Annotated in this window: 12 protein-coding genes; 5 read left to right on the plus strand and 7 right to left on the minus strand. The window is 64.3% G+C overall.

The genetic code is table 11. The features are described from left to right. Nucleotides 1–40: 40 nt before the first annotated feature. On the minus strand, nucleotides 41–1,669 hold the full coding sequence (hutH, locus tag GWL_RS18940) for a histidine ammonia-lyase (RefSeq protein WP_034351471.1): 1,629 nt from the start codon (nucleotides 1,667–1,669) through the stop codon (nucleotides 41–43). A gap of 52 nt (nucleotides 1,670–1,721) precedes the next feature. Further along, complete coding sequence (locus GWL_RS18945) at nucleotides 1,722–2,975, minus strand: allantoate amidohydrolase (protein ID WP_008333314.1); 1,254 nt, start codon at nucleotides 2,973–2,975, stop codon at nucleotides 1,722–1,724. Nucleotides 2,976–3,141: 166 nt separating this feature from the next. Between GWL_RS18945 and GWL_RS18950 the strand changes: the two genes are divergently transcribed. From GWL_RS18950 to GWL_RS18970, 5 genes are all read left to right on the plus strand, one after another. Further along, nucleotides 3,142–4,473, plus strand: coding sequence for a C4-dicarboxylate transporter DctA (locus GWL_RS18950; RefSeq protein WP_008333315.1), 1,332 nt, complete (start codon nucleotides 3,142–3,144; stop codon nucleotides 4,471–4,473). Between the two features lie 103 nt (nucleotides 4,474–4,576). Then, a complete protein-coding gene (locus tag GWL_RS18955; protein WP_008333317.1) occupies nucleotides 4,577–5,263 on the plus strand; it encodes a GntR family transcriptional regulator in 687 nt (228 codons plus the stop codon). A gap of 303 nt (nucleotides 5,264–5,566) precedes the next feature. Continuing rightward, a complete protein-coding gene (locus tag GWL_RS18960) occupies nucleotides 5,567–7,363 on the plus strand; it encodes a methyl-accepting chemotaxis protein (protein ID WP_008333321.1) in 1,797 nt (598 codons plus the stop codon). A gap of 190 nt (nucleotides 7,364–7,553) precedes the next feature. After that, a complete protein-coding gene (locus tag GWL_RS18965) occupies nucleotides 7,554–8,165 on the plus strand; it encodes a biliverdin-producing heme oxygenase (RefSeq protein WP_008333327.1) in 612 nt (203 codons plus the stop codon). A gap of 4 nt (nucleotides 8,166–8,169) precedes the next feature. Further along, entirely contained in the window at nucleotides 8,170–8,631 is a 462-nt protein-coding gene (locus GWL_RS18970) for a YbaN family protein (RefSeq protein WP_034351473.1), read from the plus strand. Nucleotides 8,632–8,683: 52 nt separating this feature from the next. Here the strand turns inward: GWL_RS18970 and mgrA are convergent, their stop codons facing one another. From mgrA to GWL_RS18995, 5 genes are all read right to left on the minus strand, one after another. After that, a complete protein-coding gene (gene mgrA, locus GWL_RS18975; RefSeq protein ID WP_008333329.1) occupies nucleotides 8,684–9,718 on the minus strand; it encodes an L-glyceraldehyde 3-phosphate reductase in 1,035 nt (344 codons plus the stop codon). Between the two features lie 174 nt (nucleotides 9,719–9,892). Next, nucleotides 9,893–11,431, minus strand: a complete 1,539-nt coding sequence (locus GWL_RS18980; protein WP_008333330.1) for an ATP-binding protein — start codon at nucleotides 11,429–11,431, stop codon at nucleotides 9,893–9,895. After that, nucleotides 11,415–12,128: a response regulator gene (locus GWL_RS18985; protein ID WP_008333332.1), complete on the minus strand. Its 714-nt coding sequence runs from the start codon at nucleotides 12,126–12,128 to the stop codon at nucleotides 11,415–11,417. The genes GWL_RS18980 and GWL_RS18985 overlap by 17 nt, the downstream gene beginning before the upstream one ends. Before the next feature lie 24 nt (nucleotides 12,129–12,152). Continuing rightward, complete coding sequence (locus GWL_RS18990) at nucleotides 12,153–13,496, minus strand: ABC transporter substrate-binding protein (RefSeq protein ID WP_008333336.1); 1,344 nt, start codon at nucleotides 13,494–13,496, stop codon at nucleotides 12,153–12,155. 149 nt (nucleotides 13,497–13,645) lie between these two features. Beyond that, entirely contained in the window at nucleotides 13,646–14,533 is an 888-nt protein-coding gene (locus GWL_RS18995; protein WP_008333338.1) for a LysR family transcriptional regulator, read from the minus strand. Between the last annotated feature and the right edge of the window lie 21 nt (nucleotides 14,534–14,554).

Consider the following 14,554-nt stretch of genomic DNA (forward strand, 5'->3'; position numbering starts at 1 on the left):
ACCTCGAAACTGGATTTTGCGCACGTGGTCGGCATGTCCGTCACACGAATGTGCCGATGGCTGCAATGACCGCCTGCCGCACCGATCCGCTGACCACGAAGTCATGCGCCGCCTGCACGTCATCATGGAACCAGCGATCGCCCTCCAGGCAGGCCGGAATCTGCCGACGGATCTCCTCATACGCCGCCTGCGTGCCCTGCCCCAGCGTGAAGTCCTTGAGCAGTTCTTCGGTCATGGTCAGCGCCTGCGCGGCCAACAGCATTTCCACGCCGACGATGTATTGCGTGTTCTGCACCACCGTCATGGCCTTGCGCGCGCACCAGGTCGAATTGGAAATATGATCTTCGCTATTGCCCTTGGAGGGGATGCTGTCGACGCTGCCCGGCATGCAGAGGGTACGATTTTCCATCACCAGCGAACTCATCGAACATTGCACCACCGGATAACCGGTGTTGACACCACGCACGCCGCTCATCAGGTTGCGGGGCAAACCCCACGACAGCGTGGGATCGATCAGCCGCGCGATACGGCGCTCGCAGATGCTGCCCAGGTCCGTGATGGCCATGGCCAGCAAGTCCATGGCCTGCGCCAGATACTGGCCGTGGAAGTTGCCACCGGAAATGATTTCGAAACCTTCGCCCTCTTCCTTGTTGAAGATCAGCGGATTGTCGGTGGCAGAGTTGATCTCCTTCCCGATGATGGTATCGATGTAGTCCAGTGCATCGAAGACCGGCCCATACACTTGCGGTGCGCAGCGCAGCGAATAGACGTCCTGGATGCGCGCGGTATAAGGGATATCGGTGCGACGCAGTTCATCGGGCAATTGCACCGCACGTGCTTCATGCGTGGTACGGGTGGAGCCGTTGAGCAGAGTGCGGATGACTTCGGCCGTCTTGATCTGCCCCGCATGCGGACGCGCCATCTGAATGCGCGGATCGAAGGCCGACATCTCGGCCCGCATCGCTTCCAGCGTCAGCCCCAGCGACAGGCAGGCGTCGGTGAGCAGGTGGCGTGCATCGTGGGCCGCCAGGATGGCCACGGCCAGCGAAGCGGTGCAACCATTGATGAGGGCCGAAGCATCCTTGGCCTTGAGGTCGAATTTCACCGGAGCGATACCGGCCTGCTCAATCGCTTGCGTGGCCCGCATGCGTTGGCCGCGATACATCACTTCGGCCTCATCGAATCCGGCAATGGCCGCCGCCAGATAAGCCAGCGGCGCCAGATCTCCTGAGGCACCGACTGAACCCTTCTGCGGCATGATCGGATGAATACCGGCATTGAGGAAGGCCAGCAGGCGATCCACCACTTCCACGCGCGGCGCGGAATAATTCGATGCGAAGGCATTGGCCCGCAGCAGCATGGTGGCGCGACTGACTTCTTCAGAAAACGGCTCGCCGATGCCTGCGCTGTGCGCGCGGATCAGTTGCGTCTGGAACAGCTCGATGTGCTCGACCTTGATGCGCGTGTCCTTGAGCAAGCCCACACCGGTGTTGAAGCTGTACATCATGGGGGCTTCATCGTGCATCCAGGTGGATTCGATGTAGTCGCGGCTTTGCTTGAGCGCGCTGCGCGAGGAATCGGCCAGTGCAACCTTCAGGTGCGGGGCGCGGGCCACGCTGAGGACTTGCGCGGCGGTGAGGTTGAAGCCGTCGATGGTGATGAGTGACATGGAAACTCCGTAATCCTTCAATGAGCCTTCAGTGAGAAGCCTGAGCGCGGACTCAGGGCTGGAATTGTTCGACCAGATGGCCGAAGACCCGGGCGGCGATGCAGGCGTCTTCGACGGTCATCGTTTCGTCGGGGTGATGGCTGATGCCGCCGTTGCCGCAACGGACGAAGAGCATCGCCACTTCGCCCAGCGGCGCCATGGCCATGGCGTCGTGACCGGCTCCGGAAGGCAGGTGGCGTACCGGCAAACCGGCCGTCTCGATGGCCTTGGCCAGCGCCGCCTGCAGACGCGGGGCACAGGGGACGCTGGCGGCCTCGTGGGTCTGGCGCAGGTCGATCTCCACCTGACGTCGCGCGGCAATGCGCGCGATCTCGGCGCGCACGTCGGCCACGGCGGCCAGGCGGTCTGCATCTTCCTCGGCGCGGATGTCGATGGAGAAGGTCGCCAGCCCCGGCACCACGTTGGCTGCGCCCTGGTTCACTTCCAGCATGCCCATGGTGCCGACCAGCCCCGGCTTGATGCCGCAGCGACGCTCGATGTACAAGCCAACCTCGGCGGCCGCCATGGCGGCGTCACGCCGCAGGTGCATGGGCACTGTCCCGGCATGTCCGGCCAGGCCGCGCACCTCGGCCATGAAGCGACTGGCACCCGAAATTGCCGTGACCACGCCCACGGGCAAGCCCTCATTGAGCAATAGCGGCCCCTGTTCGATATGGAGCTCGACGAAGGCCGCCACCGAGGCGGGCGACCACGCATCCCCGGCAATGCGCGCCGGGTCCAGCCCGGCGGCCGCAATCGCCTGGCGCATGCTGATGCCCCCGGCATCAAGGTTCTCCAGCACGGCCTGGTCAAAGGTGCCGGCCACGGTGCGGCTGCCCAGCAGGGTGGCCTTGAAGCGCACACCTTCCTCCTCGGCAAAACCGATCACCTCGATGGGAAACGCAAAGCGCCGCCCCGCACGATGCCATTGGGCAATGCAGGCCAGCGGCAGCACGATGCCCAGGTTGCCGTCGTACTTGCCGGCATTGCGCACGGTATCGAAGTGCGAACCGGTCACCAGGGCCGGTCGGTGCTCATGGCCGGGCGCGGCCTCGTAACGCCCGATCACGTTGCCGGCGTTGTCACGCCGCACGCGCAGACCGGATTGCTCCATCCAGCGCATCAGCTCGGCGGCGGCGGCCTGGTGCGTGGGCGTGAGATAGGTCCGGGTCAGCATGCCGGGCGCCTCGCTGTGCTGCGCCAGCAGCTCGGCCCACTGCATCGCTTGCTGGCCGGCCTGCTGGCTGGACGGGTCCATGGCTTTCATCGCGTCTCCTCTGCTCGACCGGCTCCGGGATGGAGCAGGACTCGAAAAATTTCGTCTTTTTTATTGTATTCAAAAATTGTATGCAATATAGTGATCTGGCGCCACCGCGACAAAAAAGATCACCAGCGTTGGCAACATTTCAATAAGACAAGTCAAGGAGACAACGGTGAGCAAACTATTCAAATCCCTGTTCGGGCAGGTGGTACTGGCGCTGGTGGCCGGCATCGTCATCGGCCTGCTGTGGCCCGACTTCGGCCAGAGCTTGAAGCCCTTGGGCGACGGTTTCATCAAGCTGATCAAGATGATCATTCCGGTCATCGTCTTTTGCGTGGTGGTGCAGGGCATCTGCGGGGCCAGCGACCTCAAGAAGGTCGGCAGCGTGGGGGTGAAGGCGATCATCTATTTCGAGGTGGTGACCACCATCGCCCTGCTGCTGGGCCTGGTGCTGGCCATCGTGGTGCATCCCGGCGCGGGCATGAACATCGACCCCAGCAATCTGGACGCCAGCAGTCTGTCGGGCTACATGGCCAATGCCGGCAAGGTCAGGGAAGCCGGCTTTGCCGAATTCATCATGAAGCTGATCCCGGCCACCGCCGTGAGCGCCTTTACCTCCGGGGATGTGCTGCAGGTACTGCTGATCTCGGTGACCTTCGGCTGCGCCCTGTTGCTCATCGGCGAGAAAGGCGCGCCGGTCGTGGCGCTGGTGTCGTCGCTGTCGGATGCCTTCTTCAAGTGCATGTCCTTCTTCATCCGCCTGGCGCCGCTGGGCGTGCTGGGCGCCATCGCCTTCACGGTCGGCAAGTACGGCATCGGCTCCTTGAAGCAACTGGCCCTGCTGGTACTGCTGTTCTACGGTGCGGTGGTGTTCTTCGTACTGGTCGTGCTGGGCAGCATCCTGCGCGCCAGCGGCTTGTCCATCTTCAAGCTGATCCGCTACCTGCGTGAAGAGCTGGTGGTGGTGCTGGCCACGACTTCCTCGGACAGCGTGCTGCCGCAGATCATGCGCAAGCTCGAGCACATGGGCATCAAGAAATCCACGGTCGGCCTGGTGATCCCGACCGGCTATTCCTTCAACCTGGATGCCTTCTCGATCTACCTGACCATGGCGGCGCTGTTCATCGCCCAGGCCACCAATACCCATCTGTCCTGGGGCGACCTGGCGGCGATCCTGGCCATCGCCCTGGTCACCTCCAAGGGTGCGCACGGGGTGCCGGGGTCGGCCATCGTGATCCTGGCGGCCACGCTGACCACCATTCCCGCCATTCCGGTCGTGGGGCTGGTACTGGTGCTGTCCATCGACTGGTTCATCGGCATCGCCCGCGCGCTGGGCAATCTGCTGGGCAATTGCGTGGCCACGGTGGTCATCGCCAGTTGGGAAAAGGATATCGACAAGCAACGTGCCCGCGCCGTGCTCAATGGTGAACACGTGGCACCGCTGGTGGAGGAATTGCCCACGCTGGACCTGCTGGGCGTGCCCGGCAAGCCGGGTCGGGCCTGACCGGCAGGACTGGCGCGCGGGAAACGGCGATGGCTGAGCTGGCTACTGGTTACAATAGGGCGCCGCCGCATGGCGGCTTCCTGGCCACTCGTCCCCCAACACCATGACCGATTCCGCGCCCGCCCCCGACAGTTCCGACGCCATCGCCAGCGATATCGCGGCCAATATCGCCGCGCAGCGCCTGCCGCCCGGCGCCAAGCTGCCCGAGGAAGCGCTGGCGCGGGTCTACCAGGTCAGCCGCACCAAGATCCGCGCAGCGCTGGTGATGCTGGCCAAGGACAAGCTGGTGGACCTGGTCCCCGACAAGGGCGCCTTCGTCAGCAAACCCACGGTGGAAGAAACGCGCAACCTGTTCTTCGTGCGCCGCGCGCTGGAAGCGGCCATGGTCCGCCAGTTCGTGGCCTGTGCCACCGAAGAGGACTATGCCCGCCTGGAAGCGCATCTGGAACAGGAACGCCAGGCCGTCAAGGACGACAACATGCAGATGCGCTCTTCGCTGCTGAGCGACTTCCACATCCTGCTGGCGCGCATCGTGGGCAACGACGTGCTCACCGACATCCTGGAAAAGCTGGCCGGCCGCAGCGCCCTCATCACCATGCTCTACCAGTCCACCCGGGACGCCGCCTGCTCCAGCGAGGAACACGGCGCCTTCATCGCCGCCGCCCGGGCCGGTGATGTCGAACGGGCGGTGGAACTGATGGAGCACCACCTGCTGCATGTGGAACAGGCGCTGGCCTTCGAACCCAAGGCCGGCCCGCGCAAGGATCTGCTGCGCGAACTGCTGTCATGAATTCGTCAGGAAGCGCTGACCGGATCTTGAAAAACTTAGTAAAAATTCATTTTCATTCACATCAAGCTGCTGTCTGCAAGGGATAGCGGGCGGTCTGATCGGACATGGACTAAGTTTTCTTCATGTCGGCCCGCCACCGCCCAGGTATCGGCCAAGCCCGCATCAGACGGTGAAATCCCGCTGTATTCGACGGTTTCCCGCACGCCCGCGCGGTCCACACTCATGCACCGGTCCGGATGCCGTCCACACAGGGTCAACAGGGCTGGAACAGAACACCAACAAGAATGATTTCAGGGATTCCACATGCTCAACTCCATCAAGGCCCGCATCCTGTTCTATACGATCCTCCTGCTCGTCGCCAGCCTGGCGGTGGTCGGGACGGTCTCCTTCTTCATCATCAAGACCGACAACGACAGCACCATCGAGCGCAACGCCCAGGCGGTGGCAAGCGGTTTCGGCTCCACCATCGATGAATGGGTGGCGACCCGCACGGCGATGACGGTTGCTGCCGCTGAAGGCGTGCAGGGTGCCGATCCGGTATTCGTCATCAAGATGCTGCAACAGAGTGGCGGCTTCTACGTCACCACCCTGGGGCGCGAAGACAAGACCGCCTTCACCTCCGACCCCAAGGGTCTGCCGGCCGGTTATGACCCGACCGCACGGCCCTGGTACAAGCAGGCGGTGGCGGCCGGCAAGCCGGTGCTGACCAAGCCCTATACCGATGTGGCCACCAAGAAGCCGATGGTGTCCTTTACCGCTCCGGTGATGCAAAACGGCCAGCGCGCGGGCGTGGTGGCGGCGGCCATGTTTCTGGACGGCGTCTCCGACGTGGTGCGTGCCATTCACCCGACCCCGGCCAGCTACGCCTTCCTGGTGGACCGTGACGGCCTGATGCTGGCCCACCCCGACGGCAAGTGGGTCAACAAGCCGGCCCGTGAGTGGAATGCCGAGCTGACCCCGGAACGCCTGCAAGCGCTGGGCGCCGATGACAAGGTCAGCGCACTGGAACTCGATGGTGCAGCCAAGCTCATCAAGGGCATCCCCATCAAGGGTACCGAGTGGACCCTGATGCTGGCCATGGACAAGGCCGACGTCACCGCCGGCATGCGCAATGCCACCCGCTCGGCGCTCATCGCCCTGGTGCTGGTGGCACTGGTGGCCGCAGGCATCATGAGCGTGATCACCACGGCCGTGTTCCAGCGCCTCTCGCGGGTGCGTCGGGCCATGGACAGCCTGTCCTCCGGCAATGGCGACCTGACCCTGCGCCTGGCCGAGGACGGTCACGACGAAGTGACCCAGATCTCGCGCTCCTTCAACCAGTTCGTCAACCAGATCACCGGCATCCTGCAGGACGTGCGCCGCAGCAGCGATACCGTCAAGATCTCGTCCACCGAGATCGCCACCGGCAACCAGGACCTCTCGGCCCGTACCGAGCAGCAGGCCGGTGCACTGGAAGAGACTGCCTCGGCCATGGAACAGCTGACCTCGACCGTGCAGCAGAACTCGGAAAATGCGCGCCGTGCCAACGAACTGGCCGGCAACGCCTCCAGGATCGCGGCCCAGGGCGGTGAAGTGGTGGGCAACGTGGTCTCGACCATGGAAGCCATCAATGCCTCGTCGCGCCAGATCGCCGACATCATCACGGTCATCGACGGCATCGCCTTCCAGACCAACATTCTGGCCCTGAACGCGGCCGTGGAAGCGGCGCGCGCGGGCGAACAGGGACGCGGCTTCGCGGTGGTGGCCTCCGAAGTGCGTTCGCTGGCCCAGCGCAGCGCCCAGGCCGCCAAGGAAATCAAGCAGCTCATCGACAACTCGGTCACCAAGGTGGCCGATGGCGGCGTGCTGGTGGCCAAGGCCGGGCAGACCATGGAACAGATCGTCTCCAGCATCCGTGACGTGAGCGTCATCGTCAGCGAGATCGCCCACGCCAGTGGCGAACAGAATGGCGGCATCCAGGAAGTGAACCTGGCCATCACGCATATCGACGAAGGTACGCAACAGAATGCAGCGCTGGTCGAACAGGCGGCGGCCGCCGCCAAGTCCTTGCAGGACGAGGCACACCGCCTGTCGGTGCTGGTCGGCGGCTTCAAGATGTAGTCGGCCTCCCCCGCACCTTCACGGCCCGGCCGCACGCATGCGGGCCGGGCCGTTTGCGTTAAAATGGCCGACGCAGTCAGCCTCTTCCGTCCTCCCGCAGGACGGGTCTGCCAGCCGCGCCGCCCCCGGACCATCTGCATGATGCGTCCACCGGATCTCCAGGGTGGCAACCCGATGACCCGTCCCGACCATGATGAATCCTCTGCCCCATCCCCCCGCCCTGCTCTCGACCCGCCTCAAGAATGAGACGGCGCCCCTGCACGAGCAGATGCACGCCCTGATGGAACAGGCGCAACCCTTTGCCAGCCGCGCACAATACCTGCGCTTCGTGACGGCCCAGTATCACTTCCAGCGCGATGTCGAACATCTCTTCGACGATCCGGCCATCCAGGCCGCCGTGCCCGATCTGCAGGTGCGCGGCCGCGAAGCCGCTGCCCTGGCTGATCTCGCTGATCTCGCTGATTTCGCCGACCTTGATGCGGTGCCGGGCGACATCGCCATCGCGACCCATGACGTCGTCATGCCTGCGGCGCTGGGCTGGCTCTACGTGTCGGAAGGCTCGACGCTGGGCGCGGCCTTCCTGCTCAAGGAGGTCAAGGAGAAGCTGGGGCTGACCGAAACCTTCGGTGCGCGCAACCTGGCGGCCTATCCGGAAGGACGCGCGCTGGTCTGGCGCCGCTTCGTCAGCTTCCTCGACGCTCCCGGCCTGTCGACACAGGAACAGGATGCCGTAGTGGCCGGTGCGAGCGCGGCCTTCCATCGCTTCGGGGTGCTGTTGAAACGGCACTTCGCTCTGGACTGAAACCATGACGGACGGTCCACGCAAGCCGCCCCTGGCGAGCCCGTGCAATGACGTGCCAGCCAGCCGCCTGGCGCCGCGCCGCACGCGCTGGCTGTGGCTGCTGCTGGCCTATGCGAGCCTGGGCATCGGCATCCTGGCAATCTTCATTCCCGGCCTGCCCACGACCGAATTCGTGCTGCTCTCCGCCTGGGCCGCCGGCAAGGGATCGCCGCGCCTGCAGCGCTGGCTGGAACAGCACCGCCTGTTCGGCCCCATGATCCACAACTGGCGCCATGGCAGGGTGGTGGCACGACGCGCCAAGATCAGTGCCTCCCTCATGATGAGCCTGTGCCTGGTCATCATGCTCTTTACCGTCAAGCGCCACTGGGTGATCGTGTTGGCAACGCTGGGCATGGCCGCCGGTGCGGCCTGGATGTGGTCGCGCCCGGAACGGGTGGAAGACGCCGAGCCGGGCGAGCGCTCATGAAAAAAGCCTGTACCGGCGACCACGGTACAGGCTCTTTCTCCTCCATGCGAGCTCAGGTGATCGAGGATGACACCTTCCACAGATCGACATCACCATCGGTGGCGTACTTGTCGATGCTGGCCAGTTCCTCCTGCGTGAAGTCCAGCTTCCTGACCGCATCCAGCGAATCATCGAGTTGCTCGACGGTGCGCGCACCGATCAGCGCCGACGTCACGCGGGCATCGCGCAGTACCCAGGCGATGGCCATCTGTGCCAGCGTCTGGCCACGCCGGGTGGCAATCTCGTTCAATGCACGGATGCGTGCCAGATTGTCGTCCGACAGCATGCGCTGCGGCAGCGACGGCGCCCGTGTCACGCGCGCACCTTCCGGTACGCCGCCCAGGTACTTGCTGGTCAAGAGGCCCTGCGCCAGCGGCGAGAAGCCGATGCAGCCCACACCGAGTTCTTCCAGCGCGGGCAGCAGGCCGCCTTCGATGGCACGGTTGAGCATGGAATAGTTGGGCTGGTGAATCAGCAGCGGCACACCCTCGCTCTTGAGGATGGCCGCCGCCTTGCGCGTCAGTTCGGGCGAGTAGGAAGAGATCCCCACGTACAGCGCCTTGCCCTGGCGATGCAGGTGGGCCAGCGCGCCCATGGTTTCTTCCAGCGGGGTATCGGCATCGACGCGGTGCGAGTAGAAGATATCCACATAGTCCAGGCCCATGCGCTTCAAGCTTTGCTCGCAGCTGGCGATGAGATGCTTGCGCGCGCCGCTGGGGCCGCCATAGGGACCGGGCCACATCTGCCAGCCGGCCTTGCTGGAGATGACCAGCTCGTCACGGTAAGGCAGGAAATCCTTGGCCATCCAGCGGCCGAAGTTTTCCTCGGCCGAGCCGGCCGGCGGGCCGTAGTTGTTGGCCAGGTCAAAGTGGGTGACGCCACGGTCGAAGGCGCGGCGCAGGACGGCGCGGCCGGTCTCGAAGTTGTCGACGCCACCGAAGTTCTGCCACAGTCCCAGCGAGACGGCGGGCAGCAAGAGGCCGCTGCGACCGGTGCGGCGATACGGCATGCGGCCATCGTAGCGGGAGGGTTCGGCGATATAGCTCATGGGTCTCCTTGGAGAAGTGTTCTGCGGGAAGAATCGAGGGGAAACTGCTGGAACAGCCACTTCCTGGGTGGTGTGCTGAAGTCTACGCTTCTCTCATTGATTCATTAAATGCAAAATTTTGATGCGATTGATCTGTCTGACAGATGAATCGTCAGGCCCGTTCCCGGTGATGGCTTATCGTGCCGGCAGGATGACGGTGGCGATCAGGCCGCCTTCCGGATGGTTGCGCAACAGCAGCTCGCCGCCGTGGGCCTGCACGATGTTGCGCGAGATGCCCAGCCCCAGGCCCATGCCACCGCTATTGCTGGCACGACCATGTTCCAGTCGCACGTAGGGCTGGAACAGCGTACGCATGGCGTCTTCGGGCACACCGGGGCCGTGGTCGCGGATCTCGATTTCCACCAGGTCGCCGCCGGCGCCGGCCGAGGGACGGATACTGATCTCGACCTTCTGCCCGTAATGGAGGGCGTTGTCGAAGAGGTTGCCGATGGCGCGCTTCAAGGCCAGCGGCTTGGCCATGACGTTGATGCCGCAGGGCGTGAAGGCGATCTCGTGGCCGGCCAGGCGGGCATCGCGGATCATGCGCAGCACCAGCGCATCGAGCCGCACTTCGGTACGGTTCTCGTGGATGTCGCTGTCCTTCACCGATTGCAGGGCGCCCTTGACCATCATGTCGAGCTCATCGAGATCGTCATGGAAATCGGTGCGCATGGCATCGTCATCCATGAGCTCGGTGCGCAATTTCAGGCGCGTGATGGGCGTGCGCAGGTCATGCGAGATGGAGACGAAGAGGCGCTCGCGATCTTCCAGATAACGTTTGATGCGCTCGCGCATGCCGGAGAAGGCGCGCGCGGTCTTGACGTATTCGCGGCTGCCGGTCTCGGGCAGGCTGGGCACGGTCTCGCCCTTGCCGAAGGCTTCGGCGGCATCGGCCAGGGCGGCCAGGGGACGGGTGGTCCAGCGCACCACGAGGATGGTCAGCAAGAGAATGGCAGCCAGCGACATGCCCTGCAGCACCAGGCGGTCCAGCCACAACGGATTGTCACTGTCGAGGAAATACGGGTTGGGCATGAGCGCGGCCAGGTAAATCCAGCGGCCGCTTTCGACCGGCATCTGAATCACCAGGACCGGGGCCGAGTTGGGCTTGGTCAGCAGGATGTGCTGCACCCAGTTGTCGGGCAGGTCGTTGACGGTGAGACCGTCGCTGGCCACCGGCAGGCCATCCGGCCAGGCGAAGGCGAGCCGCGCTTGCGGCAGGAAGGGCAGGTCTTCGCGCAGGGTCTGGGCGGTCACGTCGATGGCCAGGTCAGCCAGGTGACTGGCGCCGATGGAGCGGACCGGCACGGCGCTGCTGTTGGCGTTGATGAAGAAGCGCGTCCCGCCCATCTCGCGCAGCTGCTGGATCATCAGCGGACGATAGTTGGGCGGCAGGGTCATGAAGTAGCGGATTGCCGAGGCGGCGCTATGGGCCAGATGCTGCGCGGCCACGCGGGTCTCGGCCTCGGACTTGATGCGCAGCTGCACGGACCAGATCAGGCCACCGGCCACCTGCGTGACCAGTACGCCGAAGATCATCACCACCGACAGGCGACCCAGCAGGGAATCCGGCAACATCCAGTCCAGCAGGGCCGCCAGGCGATGGCGCAGGCCGGGTGGACGGCTGGCCTGCGCCTGGGTCGGCGGCGGCGCCGCGGTATCAGGCGGCTGCGGCACTGACGTCGGCCGAGAAGACGTAACCGGCACCGCGCACGGTCTTGATCAGGTGCGGCTGGCGACCGCCGTCATTGAGGCGCAGGCGCAGCTTGCTGATCTGCACATCCAGCGAGCGGTCCAGCGGACCGGCATCGCGGCCGCGGGTTTCTTCACAGAGCACGTTGCGATCGAGCACGTCGCCGGGATGTTCGACGAAATACTTCAGCAACTGATAGTCCATGCCGGTCAGGGGCACGATCTGGCCGGCGCTGTCGGTCAGGGTGCGTTCGACCGTATCGAGCGCGAACCCGGCGAAGCGGTAGTAGCGCGGTGCAGCGCTGTTGTCGATGCCGGTGCGGCGATGGATGGCCTTGATCCGCGCCAGCAGTTCGCGCGGGCTGTAGGGCTTGGCGATGTAGTCGTCCGCGCCCAGCTCCAGCCCCACCACCCGGTCGGTCTCGTCCGAACTGGCCGTGAGCATGATGACGGGGACGTTGGATTTGCGCCGCACCGCCTTGCACAGAGCGAAGCCGTCGGTGTCGGGCAGCATCACGTCGAGGATGACCAGCGAGAGCTCATCGGCAAAGCGCTGGAATTCGCTCAGGAAGGCCGCGCCATCCTCGGCCAGGCGGACTTCGTACTGGTTCTTCTCCAGATAGGCTTTCAAGAGGGTACGGGTCTTCAGGTCATCGTCGACGATCAATATCTTGCGCGTCATGTTGCTGCTCCATCTCCGAAATTCTTAATCGTTACGATTGCGGGCGAGTGTACGCGCAATCGCCGCAAGTCGTTTCTGGGTCTGTTCTTCGCTGATGTTGCGGTCGAGGAAGAAGCGCTGCACCTCGGCCACGATGGCGTCCTTGGTCGTATCGTCGGTGGCCATGCGATGCACCAGGCTGGGGGCCTGCCAGGCCGGGCCCTTGCTGAAGGTGCGCCAGGAATCGCGTGCGCAGCGGTCCATGTGCGGATCGGCTGCGCGCAACACGGAAATCGAGCCCTTGATTCTATTGTATTCGGACTGCACCGCCGGCGACATGGTCAGCCGCGCCAGCGTTTCCTGCATCGACTGGTGCGCATGGTTGCCGGCGAACATGGCCAGGGTATCGGTACTGTAGAGGTGGAACTCGCCCGTGCCCGGTGCCGGCGCACAGCCGAACTGCTGGTCCACCTCCATGCCCCAGGCATTGAGCTCGCCCTTGGCCCAGTCCCCCATGATGAGCATGGCCGCCTCGCCGCTGACCATGCTGCGCGCCATTTCGGTCCAGGGTCGCTCGCGCAGGGGTTGCGGCATGGCTGCGGCCAGGCTGCGCAGGCGCTTGAGGATGTGCAGCATGCGCGCATCGAGATAGGCGTCCGGGTTCATGTCCACGAACAGGCGGCGGTAATAGGCGGGGCCGCTCTCGGCCAGCGTCAGGTTCTCGAACAGGGACGCCAGTTGCCAGGCTTCGGCGCTCTGTGCCAGCGGGACGATGCCGGTGCCCTGGAGCTTCTTGACGATCTGGTCGAAATCATCCCAGGTCTTGGGCGGTGTGAGCTTGTAGCGCTTGAAGATGGCCGTGTTGTAGAACAGCGAGTTGATGCGGTGGATACCCAGAGGCGCGGCGACCACGTGACCGTGATTGTTGAGCAGCGACCAGACCGTAGGGAACATCAGCTTTTCCCAGTTGCCCTGCGCGGCCACATTGTCCAGCGCCAGCAACAGACCGAGATCGGCCCATTCACCGAAGACCACGCCATTCAACTGCGTCACTTCGGGTGCACGATTGGCCAGCACCATGCTCTTCAAGACCTTGGCCGCCCCCATGCCGGCACCGCCCGGAATGGCCACGTCGCGCCACTGGATATCCTGTTTGGCCAGCTGATTGACCACCACGTTGATGGCCTCGCGTTCGCTGGCCGAGGTCCACCAGTGCAGCACCTGCAGCGACCCGCCGCCACCGGCGGGCGGCACCGGCGACGACGACTGCGACTGCGCGCGGGCCGGCAGCAATCCCAGCCACAGCGTCAGCGCGAGCAGGCACAGCACGGCCAGCCCGCAGCGGGCCGGACCGACGCGTGCATTCGCGGACCGTTTCGTTTTTATCATGGGGGATGCTGTCTCCAAACCGGAACAGACTATAGCCGGGTGACTGCCATTGTGCAATTTGCGACTGGACTGCGCCTGGGCCGGCCTGTCTTGTCCACAGGCGTGGTGACGCAACGGGCATCCTGACGCCGGTGCGGCCCGAGCAGCTCTCATGCCTGCGCCCGGCGCGCCTCTTCGATGAAAGCCCGCAGGTAATCAGTTTCCACGTCGCTTTCTCGCGCGCCCAGATAGATGTGCTTGGCGATGCCGTGCTTGCCCAGCCGTACCGGCACGATCGCCATCTGCTCGGCGTATTCCAGTACCAGCCAGCGCGGCAACGCTGCCACGCCGCGTCCGCTGGCCACCATCTGCAACATGATGTCGGTCGTCTCGATGGTCTTGTGACGACGGGGGACGACGCCTGCCGGCGCCAGGAACTGGGTATAGATGTCCAGTCGGTCCACCGACACCGGATAGGTCACCAGCACTTCGTTGTTCAACTGCCTGGGCTTGACGTAATCGGCCTGCGCCAGCGGATGATCGGCAGCCACCACCAGCACCTGTTCATAATCGAACACCGGCTCGAAGACCAGGCCCGGCTTGTCCAGCGGATCGGGCGTGACCAGCAGGTCGATCTCGTAACCGAACAACGCGCCAATGCCACCGAACTGGAATTTCTGCTTCACGTCCACATCCACGTCCGGCCACGCAGCCAGATAGGGCGACACCACCTTGAGCAGCCATTGGTAACAGGGGTGACATTCCATGCCGATGCGCAGCGCGCCGCGCTCGCCCTGGGCGAACTGGCGCAGGCGTTCCTCGGCCAGGCTCAGTTGCGGCAGCACGCGGTTGGCCACGGCCAGCAGGTATTGGCCCGCCTGCGTGAGACGCAGGTGGCGCCCTTCGCGCAGCCAGATGTCGGTGCCCAGCTGCTGCTCCAGCTTCTTCATGCTATGGCTCAGGGCAGATTGAGTGACATGCAGTACGCCGGCCGCAGCCGTGAGCGAGCCCTGACGCTCGACTTCCTGCACGATGGAGAGATGGATGCGGTCCAGCATGATGTTGAATCAAACTCATGG

The organism is Herbaspirillum sp. GW103, assembly GCF_000261365.1.
Taxonomy (GTDB): domain Bacteria; phylum Pseudomonadota; class Gammaproteobacteria; order Burkholderiales; family Burkholderiaceae_D; genus Herbaspirillum.